Here is an 18,656-nt window from a genome sequence, read left to right as displayed (position 1 = left end):
ACAGGGCGGCGGCCGCCACGCATCAGAGCAGTGTAGAAAACGGGGCTCGGTACCATGGGATACAAAGTAGCTGTTGTGGGCGCCACAGGTGCCGTTGGGCGTGAGATGTTGCGGATTCTAGCAGAGCGGGACTTCCCGGCATCTGAAGTTATCCCGCTGGCCAGCGCGCGCTCAGCAGGGCGTGAGGTCTCCTTTGGGGACAAGAAGGTCCTGAAGGTCCAGAATCTGGAGACTTTCGATTTCAAAGGCTGTGACCTGGGGCTGTTCTCCCCAGGGGCGAGCGTTTCAAAAATCTATGCCCCCAAGGCTGCCGCCGCACGCTGCGTGGTTGTGGACAACACGTCTTACTTCCGCATGGAGCCAGGCATTCCCCTGGTAGTGCCTGAAGTCAACGGCGCTGCGGTGGAAAAGGCCCATCGCGGCATCATCGCCAACCCCAACTGTTCCACAGCGCAACTCGTCCTTGCGCTCAAGCCTTTGCACGACCTTTACGGCATTAAGCGTGTAGTGGTTTCCACCTATCAGGCTGTTTCAGGCGCTGGCAAAGACGCCATGGACGAGCTGTTCAACCAGACCAAGGGCAGTTTCGTTCATGACGCCCCTTTGGTGGAACAGTTCACCAAGCAGATCGCCTTCAACGTCATTCCCCACATTGACCGCTTCATGGAGGACGGCTCCACCAAGGAGGAATGGAAAATGGCGGTTGAAACGCGCAAGATCCTCGATCCTGACATCAAGGTCCTGGCCACGTGCGTGCGCGTACCTGTGTTCATCGGCCATTCAGAGGCTGTCAGCGTGGAGTGCGCACGCCCCGTCAGCGTGGAGGCCGCGCGTGAAGCGCTGCGCAACGCGCCAGGCGTAGTGGTGCAGGACAAGCACGAGGACGGCGGCTACGTGACCCCCCTGGAATGCGTGGGGGAGGATCCAACCTATATTTCCCGCCTGCGCCGTGACCCAACGGTTGAGAACGGGCTGGCTTTCTGGTGCGTGTCAGACAATCTGCGCAAAGGTGCGGCCCTCAATGCCGTTCAAATCGCTGAGGAGTTGGTAGCGCGCCAATTGCTGGGGGCTGGCTCATCGCTTTGGAAGCCGCGTGAACGCGCCCTTGAGCCTGAATGACCATAGGAACCCCTCTTGCCCTGCCTGAGGGGTTGAAGGGCATGGGCGACCGAACGGGCGTCCTCCTTATGGCTTTGGGCACGCCAGAGGGCACCGATTACCGCTCTGTGCGCTCTTTCCTCAGCGAGTTCCTCTCAGACCAGCGAGTGGTGGAGCTGACGCCATGGCTCTGGAAGCCCCTTCTGGAAGGGGTAGTGCTGCTTAGCAGGCCTTTCCGCAGTGGCGCGCTTTACAAGCGCATATGGGATGAGGGGGAGAATGATTCCCCCTTGCGCGTGATTACGCGCCGCCAAGCAGCGGCCCTGGGCAAGCGCCTGGCCCGTGATGACGTGCCAGTGGCCTGGGCCATGCGTTATGGCCGGCCTTCCATTGCAGAGGCAGTGGAGAGGCTGGTGGCGCAAGGTTGCGGGCGTATCATTGCGCTGCCCTTGTTCCCACAATATTCAGCCACCACCAATGCCACAGCCAATGACGCCCTTTTTAGGGTGTTGATGAAGGAACGCCGCCAGCCAGCGGTGATGACGCTGCCTTCCTTCCCCACCAACCCCGCCTACATTCAAGCCTTGGCAGGGCGTGTGCGCGAAAGCCTGGCTACTTTGGCCTGGCAGCCCCAATTGCTGGTGGCCTCTTTTCACGGTTTGCCTCTTTCCTACGTGGAAAAGGGCGATCCATACCCGCTTGAATGCGCCGCCACGGTGAAGGCGCTGGCAGCAGCCTTGGGTTGGCCTGAAAACAAGGTTCCGCTGACTTATCAATCCCGTTTTGGCTTCAATGCCTGGTTGCAACCGTCAACGGTTGATGTCGTCACAGCTTTGCCAGGGCGTGGCATCAAACGCATTGCGGTGACGACGCCAGGCTTCATGGCTGATTGCATAGAAACCCTTGATGAGATCGGCCGTGACCTTAAGCAGCGCTTCTTGGCTGCGGGTGGGGAGGATTTTGTGGCGGTGCCATGCCTTAATGAATCTCCAGGGGGCATAGCCACTTTGGAAAGTGTGGTGCGGCAGGCTTTGCAAGGTTACCCTGCCCTACAACCTTAGAAGCGTGGCCTGTGGTGCCGCTGCAGCTATGGTCTTGCCGTATAAAAAAGCCCTGACTTATTCAGCCAGGGCTTGCAAATAATGGCATCGCTGGTCGGAGCGAGAGGATTCGAACCTCCGGCCCCTGCGTCCCGAACACAGTGCTCTACCAGGCTGAGCTACGCTCCGACGCGGTGCAGGCCCGTTGATACGCGCCAGCCCTTGGCAAAGCAAGGGGAAAAGTGCCGTTGCCTTGATTTTCCCCCGCTCAACCTGGCGGCCCTCAAACTGCTTTGATGGCCTTGACCAGTTCGGGAACGATTTCAAAAGCGTCCCCCACGATGCCGTAATCAGCGACTTGGAAAATGGGTGCGTCAGGGTCAGCGTTGATGGCAACGATGGTCTTGCTGTCCTTCATGCCAGCCAAATGCTGAACAGCGCCTGAAATCGCCACAGCCACGTAAAGCTCTGGCGCCACGATTTTGCCAGTTTGCCCCACCTGAATCTCATTAGGGGCGAAGTCAGCGTCAACAGCGGCACGGGAGGCGCCAATGGCCGCATTCAGTTCATCAGCCAAGGGGGCCAGAAGGGCCTTGAAACGCTCAGCGTCTTTCAAGCCCTTGCCGCCAGCCACCACCACGCGCGCCGCCTCCAGGTCTGGCCGCTCAGATGTGGTGATGTCCACACTTTCCAGGCGTGCCTGAGGGGTGTGGGGGGGCTGGTGCTGATGGGTAGTGGCGTTGCCACTGCCCGCTGCTTCTGAGGTTTCAAAGGAGCCTGGCCGAATAGTAAGATAGTGGACAGGGTTTTTGGAACGCACGGTCATGAGGGCGCTGCCAGCGTAAACAGGCCTGGTGAAGGTGTCCGCCCCCTCAATGGCTACCACTTCCGTTACAGGTTGGCTGTCTGCCAGGCCTGCAGCGCGTGGAATGACATTCTTGCCAACAGCATTGGCGGCAGCCACCACATGGCTTGCGCCATGCTGTTTGGCCACGTCTACCAGGATGGGGGCTGCGGCCTCAGCTGTGGGGTGGCCATCCACCACATGGAGGTTGCGCACGCCAGCAAGTTTGGCTGCTGCGGGAGCAGCTTTGGCGTGGCCTTTGTCTTGCTGCCCCTCAAATAGGACAGCATCCACTTCCCCAGGGGTGCCGGCCGCCACGGCCAGCTTCTGGGCGGCAGCCAAAGCTGAAAGGCTGGAAGGACGCACAGTGCCGTGGTCGTTTTCAAGCAGAACGAGAATGGACATCAGATGACTTTTGCCTCCTTAAGGGCCTGGACCAGTTCCTGGGGGGAGTGGTAGCGGCGCCCAGCCTGGCGTGCTGGGGGCTCACTGACCTTGATGGTTTCAAGGCGCCGGTCAGCCCCAATGCCCAGATCAGCCATGGGGATGGTCTGAATGGGTTTTTTGCGGGCTTTCATGATGTTGGGTAGTGTTGCAAAGCGTGGCTCGTTCAAGCGCAGGTCAGCTGTGATGACGGCTGGCAGGGAAAGTCCCATGGTTTCAGTGCCGCCATCGATTTCGCGCTTGACCCATATTTCGCCATCCTTAATGCCCAGGGCACTGGCGAACGTAGCTTGGGGCCAGCCCAGCTTGGCAGCCAGGAGGGGGCCTGTGGCGCCCATGTCGTCATCTGAAGCCTGCTTGCCCATGATGACCAGACCCATGCCATCACGCTTGACCAGGGCAGCCAGGCCTTTAGCTACGGTGAGGGGCTCTGGGGGGGGCGCGTCCTCCGGCATGGCAACCAGGATGGCGTCTGTCGCGCCCATGGCCAAAGCCGTGCGCAGGACGTCAACGGCTTTCGGCGGTCCCATGGTCACAGCGACCACTTCTGTGGCGCTGCCGCTTTCCTTCAGGCGCAGTGCCGCTTCCAGGGCCACTTCATCAAAAGGGTTCATGGCGTGTTTGAGGCCAGCTGTCTCCAGCTTGGTGCCATCGGCTGCCACACGCGGCTTGATGTTGTGGTCAACCACCCTTTTGACGGGCACAAGTATCTTGATGGGTTGGCTCATGAAATCACCACTGATGAAGCTTGGGTGGGGCGGCGCCAGCCATTGCGTGGCAAGCGTTCCGCAAGGCTGACAGGGCCTGGGGGAGGTTTATAGCACGCCCTGGCAGGTTGGTTCACATGCCTGGCGGATAGGACGGGCCAGAGCCGCCTTCTGGCACTGTCCAATGGATGTTGAGCGTGGGGTCCTTGATGGCGCAGCTTTTGCATTGCAGACAGTTGGAGGCGTTGATGCGCAGGAACGCCTTGCCGGTGGCGTCCTTGTCCTCCTCATAGACTGCTGCGGGGCAGTAGCGGGTTTCAGGCGCCTGGTATTGGTTGAGGTTGACTTCGCGCCACAAGGCTGGGTTGCGCATCACCAGGTGACTTGGTTGGCCTTCGTCATGGTTGATGTTGGCCAGCTGCAGGGAGGATAGCTTGTCGAATGTCAACAGGCCGTCTGGCGCGGGATAGGTGATGGGGCGTGCGTCAGCGGCATGGCGCAACCGGTCGCAGTCCGGCTGGTGGTGGTGCAGTGTCCAGGGGGTGTGGCCACGCAGAAGCGTGCCATCCAGCCCAGCGTAAAGGGCACCGCCCCACAGGCCCCATTTGTGGAAGGCAGGGCGGATGTTGCGGGCGCGGTGCAGTTCACCCCACAGCCAGGATTGCTCCAGCCTGGGCTGGTAGCTTGTGGCTTCAGGCGCGTTCTGGGTCAGGGCCTCCACCACGGCTTCAGCTGCGACCATGCCAGACTTCATGGCGGTGTGCGTGCCCTTGATTTTGGGCATATTGAGGAAACCAGCGCTGTCGCCAGCCAACACCCCTCCCGGGAAGGTAAGGCGGGGCAAGCACTGTAGCCCCCCTTCCGTGAGGGCGCGCGCACCATAGGCCAGGCGTTTGCCGCCTTTGAGGTGCTTGCTGAAGGCTGGGTGTTTCTTAGTGCGCTGCATCTCCTCAAAAGGGGAGAGGTAAGGGTTGCGGTAATCAAGCCCCGTCACGAAACCGTAAGCCACCAGGTTCCGACCAAAATGGTAGAGGAAGGCGCCCCCGTAGGTTTGGCTGTCAAGCGGCCAGCCAAAGCTGTGCTGCACAAAGCCTGGGCGGTGCTGGGCTGCAGGCACCTCCCACAGTTCCTTGATGCCAAGGCCGTAGGTTTGGGGGTCAATGCCTTTGCGCAGGAAAAAGCGACTCATGGCCTCCTCGGAAAGGGAGCCATGGGCGCCCTCGGCCAGGATGACCTGCTTGGCTTCAAGGGTGACCCCAGGCTGAAACTGGGGCCCAGGGCTGCCATCCGCCTGCCGCCCCATGTCCCCTGTGGTGACGCCCACCACGCGCGGGTGGGCGCTTTCATTGTGCTCAATCACCAAATGCGCCCCGCCAAAGCCAGGGAAAACATCCACCCCCAGCGCTTCAGCCTGCTCACCCAGCCAACGGCACACATCGCCAAGGGAGACGATGTAATTGCCACGGTTGTCCATGTCCGGCATGGCCCAATGCAGGGCAGGAATGGGAAAGGCCCGCTTGGCAGTCAGGAACAGAAGGGATTCTTCATTGACCTTCGTTTCAAGGGGGGCGCCCAGTTCGCGCCAAGCAGGCAGAAGCTCATCAAGGGCGCGGGTCTCAATAACAGCGCCAGAGACCACTTGCCCCCCAATCTCAGCAGCTTTTTCAATCAAGCACACGGAAAGGCCTGGTTGCAGTTGCTTCAGTCTGATGGCGGCGGCAAGGCCTGCAGGACCGCCCCCAGCCACGACCACGTCAAACTGCATACGTTCACGCTCTACACCTTCTGGCAAGGGGCGGAGGGCCGGAGCATGAACTTGCTGTGGTGAAGGCTGGGGGGTGGGGGCTATCATGGCAGCTCTCCTTCTAGGCCTGACTGGTAGGTAGTTTGCGCTTAACTTGCGCGCCCTCCCATGGCATGGGGATGAATTTTCCGGAAGGAATCAGACCTTGGCGCGCATGAAGGTCCAATAAAAGGGTTGCCGCCCAGCCGCGCGGGCCTTGGCCTCATAACGGGTGGGGGACCAGCCTTCAGGGCGCTCTGGGCCCTCGGAACGGCTGGTCAAGGTGAAGAGGGCCTGGCTTTCAAGGAGCGCCATCACCTCATCCACCCATTGCTGGTAGACGGGGTGGTCGCTGGCAATGCGGAACATGCTGCCTGGCTTGAGGAGCCTAGCTAGGCGTTTGAGGTTGTCTGGATGGATGAAGCGCCGCTTGGCATGGCGCGCCTTGGGCCATGGATCGGGGAACATAAGGTAAGCGCGGTCAAGGCACTGGGCAGGCAGTTCATCCAGCAGGGCGCGTGCGTCATCAGGCCACAGGCGCAGGTTGGGGGGTGGTGGGCTGGTTTCCTCTTGCCCTTCAGGCACAAGCGCTGAAAGCAAGGAGCAAATGCCATTCTCAAACACTTCACTGGCGATGTAGCCAGCGTCTGGATGGAGGGCCGCCTGGGCACGCGCATGTTCCCCACCCCCAAAACCGATTTCCAGGTAAAGCTCCCTTGGTGTTTGGCCAGCGCTGCCTTTCATGCCCGCCAATGGGTGGGCAGGGTCTGCCAAGCGCATGCGGGGGAGGGCGCGTTCCATCAGAACAGCTTGGCGTGCGCGTAAGGGGTGGCTGCGGTGGCGCCCGTAAAGGCGTTCCGGCTGGGCCTTGGTGCCTTGCGCCTGTTGGGCGATGGTGGATGACGTCTGCTCTGGAGCCTGATTGGTGGCGGCAAGGTCAGTCATGGCGTCTTCCAGAAGGGGGTGGTGGGGCAGTGTAAATCACGCCCCCTCCATAAGGGCCTTGCCCATCCCAGGCAAGACCCAGCCCCTTAGGTACCGGCTGGCGTAAGCAACCTTTACCTTAGGGAGCTTCAGCGCCCCATGGCTGAACGCAACACCGGTGCCAGGTCGGTGTTTTCCCATGTGAAGTCGTCACGGCCCTTATCAGGGGTGCGGCCAAAATGACCATAAGCGGCCGTGCGGGCATAGATGGGACGGTTCAGGCGCAGGTGCTTGCGGATGCCGCGCGGGGAAAGGTCCATGCTTTCATTGAGGATCTTAGCCAGGCGCTCCTCGTTCACGTCCTTGCCCGTACCGTCAAGGTCCACATAGATGGACAGCGGGCGGGAGACGCCAATGGCATAGGAAAGCTGAATAGTGCAGCGGTCTGCCAGGCCTGCGGCCACAACGTTCTTGGCTAGGTAGCGGGCGGCATAGGCAGCTGAGCGGTCAACCTTCGTGGGGTCTTTGCCAGAGAAGGCCCCACCACCATGGGGGGCTGCGCCGCCATAGGTGTCCACAATGATTTTCCGCCCCGTGAGGCCGGCATCACCATCTGGCCCACCGATAACGAAATTGCCCGTGGGGTTCACGTAGAAGCTTTCCTCAGGGCACATCCAGCCTTCAGGCAAGGTCTCGGTGACGGCTTTGCGTACCATGTCACGAATGGCGGACTGGCTCATGCCTTCATCATGCTGGGTGGAAACCACAACAGAGGTGGCGCCCACAGGCTTGCCGTCCACGTAGCGCAGCGTGACCTGGCTTTTGGCGTCAGGCTGAAGGCCACGGCCGCGTTCGTCACCATTGTGGCGCCAATCATGCAGGCGTTCCAGGATGCCATGGGAGTAATGGATGGGGGCTGGCATCATGCTGTCGGTTTCGCGTGTGGCGTAACCAAACATGATGCCCTGATCGCCAGCGCCCTCGTCTTTGTCGCCTGCGCTGTCAACGCCTTGGGCAATGTCGGCGCTTTGGGCATGGAGGTGGTTGGCGATGTCGGCCTTGCGCCAGGAGAACCCCTCCTGGTCGTAGCCAATGTCCTTGATAGCCTCGCGGGCGCGGTCAATCAGGGTTGCTGCAACATGGTCGGGGCCGCGTACTTCCCCTGCCAGGACCACCCGGTTGGTGGTGACAAGGGTTTCGCAGGCCACGCGGGCTTCAGGGTCAGCTTCAAGGTAGGCATCAAGAACCGTGTCGGAAATGCGGTCTGCCACCTTATCAGGGTGGCCTTCCGAAACGGATTCGGACGTGAAAAGGAAATCGCCGTGATTACGCACTCAGGGACCTCTCAGGGAATGAGTGATGGGGGGACCGCAACCCTTTGTCAGCCGCAACCTTGCTGCGGTGGGCAGCCTAGGCGGCGGAAACGGCAGGCGGACACACGCCAGTCCGGGGCAGGCTGGGCCGTCTGGATGTCAGGCAGCGAAGCAGGTTGGGCGACCAAGGCCGCCAGCTGAACGCTGGCTGGGCCGGGCAGCTGCGTGTAGAAGCTGCGCTGGAATGGTGCGGAGGGGTTAGCCCCCGCAGGCGCCATGGAAACCAAAATGCTCCGTGCGGTTGGTTTGAACCTTCCGCATGAAGGAATTACGCATCAAGGTCAAGGGTTAAGCCAAAGCACGATTTGGCGCCGTGATAGGTGAAACGCATTCAAGATTAGCCTTGCTCTCCAGAATGTTGGGCCACCCTTGTCCCTGAAAGGGCGCCAAAGTGCCTTCCAGGCGGACATGACCTGGAGGCGCGTTTAAGGAGGCCAGTTTCAAGGCACCTCATAGGCATGGCGCACATGACAAAGCTTTTACTTGGTGGGGAGGCTGATCACCACTTTAGCCCCAAAGCGTCTGCCATGCCGTAAAGTCCTGAAGCGCGGCCTGGCGCCCCTAGCCAGCGTGCTGCCAGAAGGGCGCCGCGAGCGAAGACGCGCCTGTCCAACGCACGGTGCGAGAGGGTGATTTCCTCATCATCGCCCAGGAAACGCAAATCATGCAGTCCCACCACCGCCCCGCCCCGCATGGAGGCGAAGCCAATGGCCCCTTTGTGATCTGTGCGCGGGCTGTTCTGGTCAATTCGCTTGGCCTGTTCGAAATCCACCCCGCGCCCCTCAGCCACGGCGTGGCCAATAGCCAAAGCTGTACCCGAAGGGGCGTCCTTTTTATGGCGGTGGTGAATTTCCATGATTTCAGCGTCATAGTCCTCAGCAGGCAAAGTAGCGCCAAGCTGCCTGGCCAAGGTGAGGAGCGCTGTCAGCGCTGGGGAGAAATTGGCTGCCACCAAAACAGGCAGCCCCTGGGCAGCTGATTGGAGGGCCGCCTGCTCCTGGCCGCCCAGGCCGGTGGTGCCCAGAACCCAACTGACCTTATGGCCAGCTTGGCGCACAGCCATCAAGGCCTCTGCCAGGGGGATGGTTTGGGCATGATGGCTGACATCAACCAGAACATCGCAAGACTGGGCCAGGTCATGAGGGTTGTTGGTCAGCAACGTGCCTTCAGGCACCAGGCCTTTGGCCTGTTCAGGGTGGCGCGTCAGCCCCCCAGCCAAGGTGAAGCCTGAATGGGGTTTGAGGGCTTCCTGCGCGATCAGGTGGCCAAGGCGCCCCGTAATGCCAGCGATGCCAAGGCGAAGGGGGGCGGGTTTGGTTGCTGTGGTGGTCATGACGTGTTCCTGCACTCACGTAAAGGGGTTGGCATGAAAGGGGCTGGCGGGAAGGGTGGCGTAATCAGTCCTCAGCTTCAGGGGTGCCAAACCAGCGCTGCAGCAAGCTGGGCTTTTCCTTAGCTGGGGCGTCAGCTCCACCGCTTTCAGTGGCGCTTTGGGAAGCGGCGCCCTCCTCAGCGGCAGCAGCTGGGTTTTCCAGTTCCCTGAACGCTTCTAAGAGTTCACGCTGCTTTGCTGTGAGGTCACGTGGGACGTCCACCTGAACATGAACAATCAGGTCACCGCGCGCGCCACCACTCAGGGCAGGCATGCCTTTGCCGCGCAGGCGCAGTAAGGCGCCATTGCCAGTACCTGCTGGCACCTGCAAGCGCCCTTTGGTGCCTTCAATCAACGTGACGTCCGTCTCCCCCCCCAGGGCAGCCAACGTCATGGCGATGCGCTCATGGCAGTGCAAGTCCTGCCCCTGGCGCTGGAAACGGGCGTCTTCCTCCACACCGACAATGATGTAAAGGTCACCAGCTGGGTGGCCATCCTGGCCCGCTTCCCCTTGGCCCGCCAAGCGCATGCGGGTGCCGTTCTCCACGCCAGGGGGGATGTCTACGGAAAGGGTTTTCTCAGCTTCGGCAACGCCCGTGCCATCGCAATGGGTGCAAGGGTGCTTCACCACATGGCCAGCCCCATGGCATTCAGGGCAAGCGCGCTGCATGATGAAAAAGCCCTGCTGGGCCCGAACGGCGCCGCGCCCACGGCATGTGGGGCAGGTTTCGCGGCGCTCCCCCTTAACGGAGGAACCGCTACCTTCACAAACACTGCATTCCTGGCGCAGGTAGAGGGGAACGTTCTTAGTGGTGCCGCTGAAGGCCTCTTCCAATGTGATGTTCACGTTAACTTGAACATCAGCGCCTTTGGTGGCGCGCTGGCGCGCTTTGGGCCCAGCGCCACCCATGCCGCCTGCAGCGCCGAACATCTGTTCAAACAAATCCCCCAATCCAGCGGCGCCACCCATACCGCCAAAGGGGTTGCCACCGCCAAAAGGATTACCCCCGCCGAACGGGTTGCCACCGGAACCGCCATTCTGGAAGGCCTCTGGGCCGTAATGGTCATAGGCAGCCCGTTTCTGATCGTCCTTGAGGACTTCATAAGCTTCATTGATTTCACGGAACTTGCGTTCAGCCTCGGGGTTGTCGGGGTTGCGGTCCGGATGCCAGCGCAGGGCCTGGCGCCGGAAGGCCTTCTTGATCTCGGCCCCGCTTGCCGTCCGGGAAACTTCAAGAATCTGGTAATAATCAATGCGGGTTGCCATGGCGTTCAGGCTCGTCCTTGTGCTGGTGAACGGAAGGGGGCTGGATGATCATGATCTGATCTGTGGGTTGTAGATGGGGTCATGGGGGATGATGTGCAACGCATGGATTTTGGAAAGCGCCTGGGGCCATTGGCCATTCAGCGCGCTTGATAAAACCGCGCGCATGAAAAAGGCGCTGTGCCAGCAACCACTCAGGGTGCTGGCGCAGCGCCTCCCTCACAGGGGCTAGTGCCCCCACCAAACAAGGGGGAGCACCAGCAAGCGAAGAACTTATTTCTTCTGCTCGTCGTCAGGGAGCTCCTCGAACTCCGCATCGACCACGTCCGCTTTTTCCTCAGCCTTGGCTTCGGCTTCAGCTTTGGGACCCTCAGCCTGGGCAACCTTGGTCATCGCGGCCTGCAGGAGGCCAGCGGCCTTCTTGATGGCTTCGATGTCCTCACCGCCCTTGGCGGCCTCGGCTTCCTCAATGGCTTTCTCGGCCTCAGCCTTCACATCAGCGGCAACTTTGTCGCCACCTTCCTCCAGGGCCTTGCGGGTCTGGTGGATGAGGGAATCGGCGATGTTGCGCTGCTCGATCAGCTCACGGCGCTTCTTGTCCTGCTCAGCGTTGGCTTCGGCGTCCTTGATCATCTTGTCGATGTCAACGTCCGTCAAGCCAGACTGCGCCTGGATGGTGATCTTCTGCTCCTTGCCGGTCTTCTTGTCTTTGGCAGAAACATTGACGATGCCGTTGGCGTCAACGTCAAAGGTCACTTCAATCTGCGGCGTGCCACGCGGCGCGGGCGGAATGTCGTTGAGGTTGAACTCGCCAAGCAGCTTGTTGTCGGCAGCCAGTTCACGCTCGCCCTGGTAGACCTTGATGGTCACGGCAGGCTGGTTGTCCTCAGCAGTGGAGAAGGTCTGGCTCTTCTGCGTTGGGATGGTGGTGTTGCGGTCAATGAGGCGCGTCATCACGCCACCCAGGGTCTCAATGCCCAGCGAAAGCGGCGTGACGTCCAGCAGCAGGACGTCCTTGACGTCACCTTTCAGGATGGCACCCTGAATGGCGGCACCAATGGCAACGACTTCATCAGGGTTAACGTTGCGCTCAGGGTTCTTGCCGAAGAACTCCTTCACCGTCTCAATGATGAGGGGCATACGAGTCTGGCCACCGACCAAAATCACGCCCTTGATGTCCTTGACCGTCAGGTCGGCGTCTTCAAGCGCTTTCTTGCAGGGGCCCAGGGTCTTCTTGGCAAGTGGCTCGCACAGGGCGTCCAGCTTAGCGCGGGTCAGGGTGATGACCAGGTGTTTAGGACCTGTGGCGTCAGCGGTGATGAAGGGCAGGTTGATCTCGGTCTCCATGGCGGAAGAGAGCTCGATCTTGGCCTTCTCGGCGGCTTCCATCAGGCGCTGCATGGCCATTTTGTCGCCGCTCAGGTCGATGCCCTCTTTCTCCTTGAAGGTCTCGATGAGCCACTTGACCACAGCCATGTCGAAGTCAACGCCACCCAGGAAGGTGTCACCGTTGGTGGACATCACCTCGATGGTGCCATCGGCCACATCCAGGATGGAGACGTCAAAGGTGCCGCCACCAAGGTCGTAGACCACGACGTGGCCAGCGTTCTGCTTCTCCAGGCCGTAGGCCAGGGCGGCGGAAGTCGGCTCGTTGATGATGCGCTTGACGTCAAGGCCGGCAATCTTGCCAGCGTCACGGGTGGCTTGGCGCTGGGCATCGTTGAAGTAGGCCGGGCAGGTGATGACGGCTTCCTTGACTTCATGGCCAAGGTAGGCTTCAGCATCCTCCTTGAGTTTTTTCAGCACATAGGCGGAAATCTGCGCTGGGGAGTACTCCTTGCCCTCAACCTCAACCCAGGCGTCACCGTTGGGGCCTGAGATGATTTTATAGGGCACCAGCTTCATGTCTTCCTGCACTTCAGGGTCGCTGAACTTGCGGCCAACAAGGCGCTTGACGAAGAAAATGGTGTTGAGGGGGTTAGTCACGGCCTGGCGCTTGGCGGCCTGGCCAACCAGGATGCCGTTTTTGGTGAAGCCCACAACGGAAGGGGTTGTGGCTTGACCTTCAGCGTTGGGAATGACTTTTGTTTTGTCGCCTTCCTGCACCGCAACGCAAGAGTTGGTAGTGCCGAGGTCGATGCCAATGATTTTGCTCATGTGCTTCGTCGATCCTTGAATTAAGGGTGGATGGACACGCCTGGTTGCCCGCCCTGCTTCAGGCAGAGCGCCCTGGCAGGGCGTGCCTTTGGCCGTCACCGGCCTTCCTGCACTGGATTTGGGGAGGGTCAAAAGGGTTTCAAGGCCTCAAGATACGATTTCACGCGCTTTTGAAAGGCTATTTTGAAACCTTTTCGTGAGAGGTTTGCTGGCAGGGGCAGTTGCCTTGCCAATGAACTTTATGAACTTTCTAAGGATGTTTTGGGTCTTGGAGGGAAATTCCCTATTCTGCACGCTGGCGTGCCTGCTGGGTGGCGCGGAGAGTTTATTGTTGGCAGGGCGTGAGGAGCGGTGCATTGGACAGTTGGCTAGGCAATGCACGGCGCAAATGGGGCTGGGAGCTTAAGTGCCGCCTTGCACCCAAATGGTTTGAGCCCTTGGAAAGGCTGTGGAAAGGTGCCAACGCCCTGGCAAGGCGCAGCCTGGCCATAGGGCTGGCGTTGGTTTTGGGCAACGGTGGCTGCCTGGGGCTGGGGCCAGGGCGGCTTGAAAGCGACCAGCTTGGTTACTCCAAGGCGCTTGGGCAATCGCTCAAACGTGAGATGCTGCTCAACATCGTGCGTCTGCGTTATGCAGACCCACCCACGTTTCTGGACACCACCCAGGTCATTTCAGGCTACAACCTATCGCGCAGCGTTTCAGGGGGTGCTTATGGCTACCCGCTGGGGGCGGCCGCCACCTATTTGTTCGGTCAGGGTAGCGCCACCCTTTCTGAAAGCCCGACCATTACCTACCAGCCCCTGACGGGCCAACAATATGCAGAGAACATCGTCCGCCCCATCAGCCCGGCCATGGTGCTTCCCCTGTCGCTGGGCAGTATGCCCATGGACATGCTTCTGCGCCTTACAGCGCAATCCATTGACGGCATGTCCAATGTACGCAGCCCCCTAGCGGGGCCGTTTGGGGGGGCTAATGTGCGCTTCTTCCTGCTTTTGCATGATTTGCGCCAACTCCAGATCGGTGGCGCCTTGACCATTCGCATCAGTTCGGAAACCACCAGCCCGCCTGCGGCTCCAACCGCTAAGCCAGCCAATCCAGCAGCTGGCAATGGCCATGGCCCATCACGGGCTTGGATGGTGCTGGTGCCCACCACCGACAGTGCCTTGAAGAAGACGCAAGCTGAGGTGCGTTCCCTCCTCCATCTTTCCCCTGACGCCCAGGTGGCGGAGGTGATCTACGGCCCTTACCCTGAAAAGCCAGGTCAGGTCGCCATCCTCACGCGGTCCATGCTAGCCATCCTCACTCAGCTTGCCTATGGCATTGAAGTACCTGCGGAAGCGGTGAAATCTGGTAAGACAATGCCCACGATCGCCCAGATAGAGCTGGGCAACCGGCCTGACGTCATCATTCATTCAGGCTCAAGCGCCCCAGCAGATGCCTATGCCGCAGTGGAATACAAGGGCTACTGGTACTGGATCAGCGATGATGATTTCAAAAGCAAGGAAGCGTTCACCATGGTGCAGGTTCTGACAGCGCTGGCCGCTACAACACGCGGCACAGGGGCCATTGTCACCATTCCGGTGGGCGGTTGAAGGACAGGGAGAAGTAACATGCAGCCCGTATCGCCGCGTTCAGGCGCCACGCCTCCACCCCCTTCAGCCATAGCCATGTTGAAGCCCTTGGCCGAGCCCTTGAATGTGCTGCAGCTCCTGCCTGACCTCAGCCATGGCGGCGCACAAGAAGGAGCGGTGGAGATGGCGTCAGCCCTCAGCACCGCTGGCGCCCACGCCCTTGTCGCCTCCAAAGGGGGGCCATTGTTGAATAGGCTGCGCCTTGGCGGGGGGGAGCATATTCCGTTGGATTTGGGCAAAAGCGCCTCCCCCTTGGCCTATTGGCGGGCGGTGCGGGCGGTGCGGCGCCTCATTAGGCGCAACAAAGTGAAGCTTGTGCATGCGCGCTCGCGCTGGCCAAGTTGGGTTGCGGCCGCGGCCTGCAAAGCGGAGAAGGTGCCCTTAGTCACCACCTGGCATGGGCTGCACCAGGTGCGTGCGACCAATGGCGGATTGTTCAAGCGGTTCTACAATTCTGGGCTGGTTCATGCAGACCGTATCATCACGGTTTCCAAACACATGCAGGCCATGATTGAGAAAGCCCACCCTGACGCCACCGAGCGCCTGCGCTTGATCCCGCGTGGGGCAGGATCGCGTTTTGACCCTGTCCTTGTGACGGGCAACCGGGTGCAGGCCTTGCTGGATGCCTGGTCACTGCCACCTGACGTGCCCGTCATCTTGGCACCAGGACGCCTGACCCCCTGGAAAGGCCAACATGTCCTCATGGCTGCCTTGGCTGACCTGGTGCGGCGCCACCCTGAGCCCTGGTACTGTGTTCTGGCTGGGCCTGAGACGGATCCAGCCTACGCTAAGCGCCTCTACGCCATGGCCGGCAAGCTGGACAAGGAGCTTTTCAGCAAAGGCACCCCCCAGCAGGGCAAGACCCTGACCTTGACCGACAGGCTGCGCTTTGTTGGAGCCTGTGATGACATGCCAGCAGCCTATGTCCTCTCCACCTTGGTGGTGGCGCCAAGCCTCAGCCCGGAGCCTTTCGGACGCGTGGCGGTGGAGGCCCAGTTCATGGAGCGTATGGTTGTGGCCAGCAACCATGGTGGCTTCATCGAAACCATCCTCAATGGCGAAACAGGACTCCTTGTGCCCCCTGGCGATGAGAAGGCCTTGGCTGACGCTATCAGCCTCATTTTGGAAGAGGTACAGGAGGAGGGCGGCTTGGTGGCGAGCCTTTCCCCACCCGCACCGGGGGAGCGCCCCAGCGCTTTGGTAGAAGCTGGGCAGTTGGCGCGCCACCATGCCCAGGAGCATTTCAGCACTGTACGCATGCAGATGCAGACCTTGACGGTGTATGACGAACTCTTGGGAACCCATCTGGCCCAACGTTTCGTCAAGGCGCTGGAAAATGACCTTGATGCTGGCGGCACATGGAAAATCACTTGAAAAACAGCTTGGGCAAGGCCATCAGATCAACCCCTTGCCATTGGATGACCGCCCATGACTGACACTACCTCCCAGGCAGCCCCACCTGCCCGCCCCCATCGCACCCCCAAGGCCCTGGAGCGGGAGGCAGAACGCACGCGCCGCCAGGCTGAAGCCCTGCGCGCCAATTTGCTACGCCGCAAAGCGCAGGCCCGCGCCCAGGCTGCCCTGGAAAAGCCCACCCCCATGCCAAGCGGCCAAACCGCTCCTTCTGGCCATCCTTCATGAAGGGGGATGGTAAAGGGGCTGCGAGCACCTCCCCAGCACCCAACGCTGAAGCTGTGGGGCCAACCACACGCTCCAAGGGGCTCTGGAACAGGCTAGCCCACCTTATCCCCACCCCCCAGGAAGGGGCATTAGCGGTGGTTACCATGTTCTGGGGTGGCACCTACTATGTGTTGCACCTGGCGATGGAATCCTGTGGACCCTGTTTTTTTGTGGCTGTACGTTTCCTGATCGCGGCTTTTTTCGTTTTCTTGATGACAGGTGTCAGCTGCATTCGCGGCATGCGTAAAAGTGAGGTCATTCACGGCAGCTTGATTGGGCTGGCTCTGGCGGCAGGGTATATGCTCCAAAGCACGGGGCTTGAGACGATACCCTCAAGCCGTTCCGCTTTTTTGACGGCGCTTTACGTACCCTTGGTGCCGTTATTGCAATGGCTTGTGCAGAAAAAGGCCCCCAGCCTGATGAGCTGGGTGGGCATCGCCTTTGCCTTCACGGGGTTGGTGCTGCTGGCTGGTCCGCAGAAAAGCGGCCTGCACTTTTCCACAGGTGATGTCTACACGCTGGTTGGCACCATTGCCTTCGCGTTTGAGATCCTGCTCATCAGTATGTTTGCCCTTGGTGCCAACCCGCGCCGGCTGACTATCGTTCAGCTGTTGTCTGGGGCCTTAGTGGCTGCGGTGGCCATGGTGTTCAGCGGGGAGAAACTCCCTTCCTTCCACGCGCCTTGGGTTTGGTGCGCCATCGCCATGGGACTTCTCAGCGCTGTGGTGCAGTTGGTGATGAGCTGGGCGCAGAAGTCAGTTTCCGCCACGCGCGCCACCATGATTTATTCCACCGAGCCCATCTGGGGTGGGCTGATTGGGCGCCTCATGGGGGAACCGCTGGGGCCCATGACTATAGTGGGGGCAGGGTGCATCGTGACAGGCGTGTTCTTTTCAGAACTGCGCCCGAACTGGCCCCATCTGCGCCGCACCCTGCGCGGCGCTGCCATGCGGCGCTGGCCTTACCGCAGCGCTGCCCAAGCTGCGGCAGCGCCTTTGCTTGCGCCTAATAGCAGCAAGGGAGAATCCCATTGAGTCAGCTGGGACTGAGCCAGGGCAGTGCGCTTTCAGGCGAACACCCCCAACCCATCAAGCTTGCGGATGAAGGAGCGATTTTAACGCTCAATAACCATCATGCCCGTGAATTGTCATGGCTGGATGGGGAGGGGCTCCGTGCTTTGTTGGGTCTAAGCTGGTGGGCGCGCCAAATCAGGGGTCAAGGTCCCGGCAGGCCCTTGCTGGCTTTTGCATGGGCCATGGACCAGGACGCTTTATACGACAATCCCAATTTCAGGTGGTTCAAGCGACGCTGGTGCTGGCGGCGTTTCATCTATCTTGATCGCATCTGCGTGGCTGATGCCGCACAGGGGCGGGGATTGGGCAGGGAGCTTTACCGCGATTTGTGGAAAGCCATGGCGACTGCAGTCCAAAACCGACTTGTGTGCGAGGTCAACCATCAGCCGCCCAACCCCGCCTCAGACGCTTTCCATGCCGCTTTAGGGTTCAGGCCTGTGGGACGTGGTACCCTTCATGGGGGTGCCAAAACAGTCACCTACCTCCTGAAGGATGGCGGGACTATGTGAGGGTTGCTGGGGATGCCTTACGGGGGGTGTCCTGTGATGTTGTCCTGAAAAAGAGGGGAGGCTGCAGGCTGCCCATCCAAGTGCCATTGGGCTATAAGTTCCACCCCACCCCTGAACCAACTGCCTCAGAACCGGCCAAGACAAGGACTGACCATGAGCATCATGCCTGACACCTGGATCCGTGAAATGGCGCTTACGGAGCGCATGATCGAACCTTTCACGGAAGCGCAGAAGCGCGAGGGCGTGATTTCCTACGGCTTGTCCTCCTATGGCTATGATGCGCGCGTTGCTGACGAGTTCCGCATTTTTACGGATGTGGACAGCGCCATCGTGGACCCGAAGCACTTCAGCCCACACAGCTTCGTGACGCGCCGCGGCGACATCACCATACCCCCTAACAGTTTCGCGCTGGCCCACACGGTGGAACGTTTCCGCATTCCCCGTGACGTCCTGGTGGTGTGTCTGGGCAAATCGACTTACGCCCGTTGCGGCATCATCGTTAACGTCACCCCTTTGGAGCCTGAATGGGAAGGGCAGGTGACGATAGAGATCAGCAACACCACCCCCTTGCCAGCACGCATCTACGCCAATGAGGGCATCTGCCAGTTCCTGTTTTTCAAGGGCGCCAGCCCTTGTGAGGTGAGCTATGCTGACCGCGCTGGCAAATACATGCACCAGAGCGGTGTGGTGACCCCACGACTTTAAAACATGGCTTTGAACAAACCACGCCAAAGGTGGAAAGGGCAGCTGGGTTGAC

General features: G+C 60.3%; 17 protein-coding genes and 1 tRNA gene. 8 read left to right on the top strand and 10 right to left on the bottom strand.

The features are described 5' to 3' along the window. Nucleotides 1-54: 54 nt before the first annotated feature. A complete protein-coding gene (locus tag E3E12_RS02980) occupies nt 55-1,119 on the top strand; it encodes an aspartate-semialdehyde dehydrogenase (protein WP_141442977.1) in 1,065 nt (354 codons plus the stop codon). Next, nucleotides 1,116-2,159, top strand: coding sequence for a ferrochelatase (hemH, locus tag E3E12_RS02975; protein ID WP_240810552.1), 1,044 nt, complete (start codon nt 1,116-1,118; stop codon nt 2,157-2,159). The genes E3E12_RS02980 and hemH overlap by 4 nt, the downstream gene beginning before the upstream one ends. Before the next feature lie 91 nt (nt 2,160-2,250). On the opposite strand, the gene E3E12_RS02970 is transcribed toward hemH, so the two are convergent. The 10 genes from E3E12_RS02970 to dnaK all read right to left on the bottom strand — a co-directional run bounded on the left by E3E12_RS02970 (nt 2,251) and on the right by dnaK (nt 13,006). Further along, nucleotides 2,251-2,327 (bottom strand) — tRNA-Pro (locus E3E12_RS02970). Nucleotides 2,328-2,421: 94 nt separating this feature from the next. After that, a complete protein-coding gene (locus E3E12_RS02965; RefSeq protein WP_141442976.1) occupies nt 2,422-3,387 on the bottom strand; it encodes an electron transfer flavoprotein subunit alpha/FixB family protein in 966 nt (321 codons plus the stop codon). Then, a complete protein-coding gene (locus tag E3E12_RS02960) occupies nt 3,387-4,142 on the bottom strand; it encodes an electron transfer flavoprotein subunit beta/FixA family protein (protein ID WP_141444026.1) in 756 nt (251 codons plus the stop codon). Before E3E12_RS02960 ends, E3E12_RS02965 begins: the two co-directional genes overlap by 1 nt. A 124-nt stretch (nt 4,143-4,266) precedes the next feature. Further along, the gene (locus E3E12_RS02955; protein WP_141444025.1) at nt 4,267-5,898 is read right to left on the bottom strand and encodes an electron transfer flavoprotein-ubiquinone oxidoreductase; all 1,632 of its coding nucleotides are present in this window, start codon (nt 5,896-5,898) and stop codon (nt 4,267-4,269) included. A gap of 177 nt (nt 5,899-6,075) precedes the next feature. Continuing rightward, the gene (trmB, locus tag E3E12_RS02950; protein ID WP_141442975.1) at nt 6,076-6,861 is read right to left on the bottom strand and encodes a tRNA (guanine(46)-N(7))-methyltransferase TrmB; all 786 of its coding nucleotides are present in this window, start codon (nt 6,859-6,861) and stop codon (nt 6,076-6,078) included. Nucleotides 6,862-6,989: 128 nt separating this feature from the next. After that, entirely contained in the window at nt 6,990-8,174 is a 1,185-nt protein-coding gene (gene metK / locus E3E12_RS02945) for a methionine adenosyltransferase (protein ID WP_141442974.1), read from the bottom strand. Between the two features lie 47 nt (nt 8,175-8,221). Further along, nucleotides 8,222-8,431 (bottom strand): hypothetical protein, encoded by a 210-nt coding sequence (locus E3E12_RS02940; RefSeq protein ID WP_141442973.1) that lies wholly within the window; start codon nt 8,429-8,431, stop codon nt 8,222-8,224. A gap of 281 nt (nt 8,432-8,712) precedes the next feature. Next, nucleotides 8,713-9,546: a 4-hydroxy-tetrahydrodipicolinate reductase gene (gene dapB / locus E3E12_RS02935; RefSeq protein ID WP_141442972.1), complete on the bottom strand. Its 834-nt coding sequence runs from the start codon at nt 9,544-9,546 to the stop codon at nt 8,713-8,715. 64 nt (nt 9,547-9,610) lie between these two features. Next, nucleotides 9,611-10,852, bottom strand: coding sequence for a molecular chaperone DnaJ (gene dnaJ, locus E3E12_RS02930; protein ID WP_141442971.1), 1,242 nt, complete (start codon nt 10,850-10,852; stop codon nt 9,611-9,613). A 270-nt stretch (nt 10,853-11,122) separates the two neighbouring features. Continuing rightward, a complete protein-coding gene (gene dnaK, locus E3E12_RS02925; RefSeq protein ID WP_141442970.1) occupies nt 11,123-13,006 on the bottom strand; it encodes a molecular chaperone DnaK in 1,884 nt (627 codons plus the stop codon). 602 nt (nt 13,007-13,608) lie between these two features. On the opposite strand from dnaK, the gene E3E12_RS02920 reads away from it, so the two are divergent. From E3E12_RS02920 to dcd, 6 genes are all read left to right on the top strand, one after another. Next, nucleotides 13,609-14,598, top strand: coding sequence for a hypothetical protein (locus E3E12_RS02920; RefSeq protein WP_141444024.1), 990 nt, complete (start codon nt 13,609-13,611; stop codon nt 14,596-14,598). 18 nt (nt 14,599-14,616) lie between these two features. Continuing rightward, nucleotides 14,617-16,011: a glycosyltransferase family 4 protein gene (locus E3E12_RS02915; protein WP_240810550.1), complete on the top strand. Its 1,395-nt coding sequence runs from the start codon at nt 14,617-14,619 to the stop codon at nt 16,009-16,011. A gap of 54 nt (nt 16,012-16,065) precedes the next feature. Beyond that, on the top strand, nt 16,066-16,278 hold the full coding sequence (locus tag E3E12_RS02910) for a hypothetical protein (protein WP_141442969.1): 213 nt from the start codon (nt 16,066-16,068) through the stop codon (nt 16,276-16,278). Beyond that, a complete protein-coding gene (locus E3E12_RS02905) occupies nt 16,275-17,351 on the top strand; it encodes a DMT family transporter (RefSeq protein WP_141442968.1) in 1,077 nt (358 codons plus the stop codon). Before E3E12_RS02910 ends, E3E12_RS02905 begins: the two co-directional genes overlap by 4 nt. Then, entirely contained in the window at nt 17,348-17,899 is a 552-nt protein-coding gene (locus E3E12_RS02900; RefSeq protein ID WP_206338660.1) for a GNAT family N-acetyltransferase, read from the top strand. Before E3E12_RS02905 ends, E3E12_RS02900 begins: the two co-directional genes overlap by 4 nt. 153 nt (nt 17,900-18,052) lie before the next feature. After that, entirely contained in the window at nt 18,053-18,604 is a 552-nt protein-coding gene (gene dcd, locus E3E12_RS02895; RefSeq protein ID WP_141442967.1) for a dCTP deaminase, read from the top strand. Nucleotides 18,605-18,656 lie beyond the last annotated feature (52 nt).

This window comes from Formicincola oecophyllae (genome assembly GCF_006542395.2).
GTDB classification, from domain to species: domain Bacteria; phylum Pseudomonadota; class Alphaproteobacteria; order Acetobacterales; family Acetobacteraceae; genus Formicincola; species Formicincola oecophyllae.
This window is presented reverse-complemented; position numbering and strand designations above follow the sequence as displayed.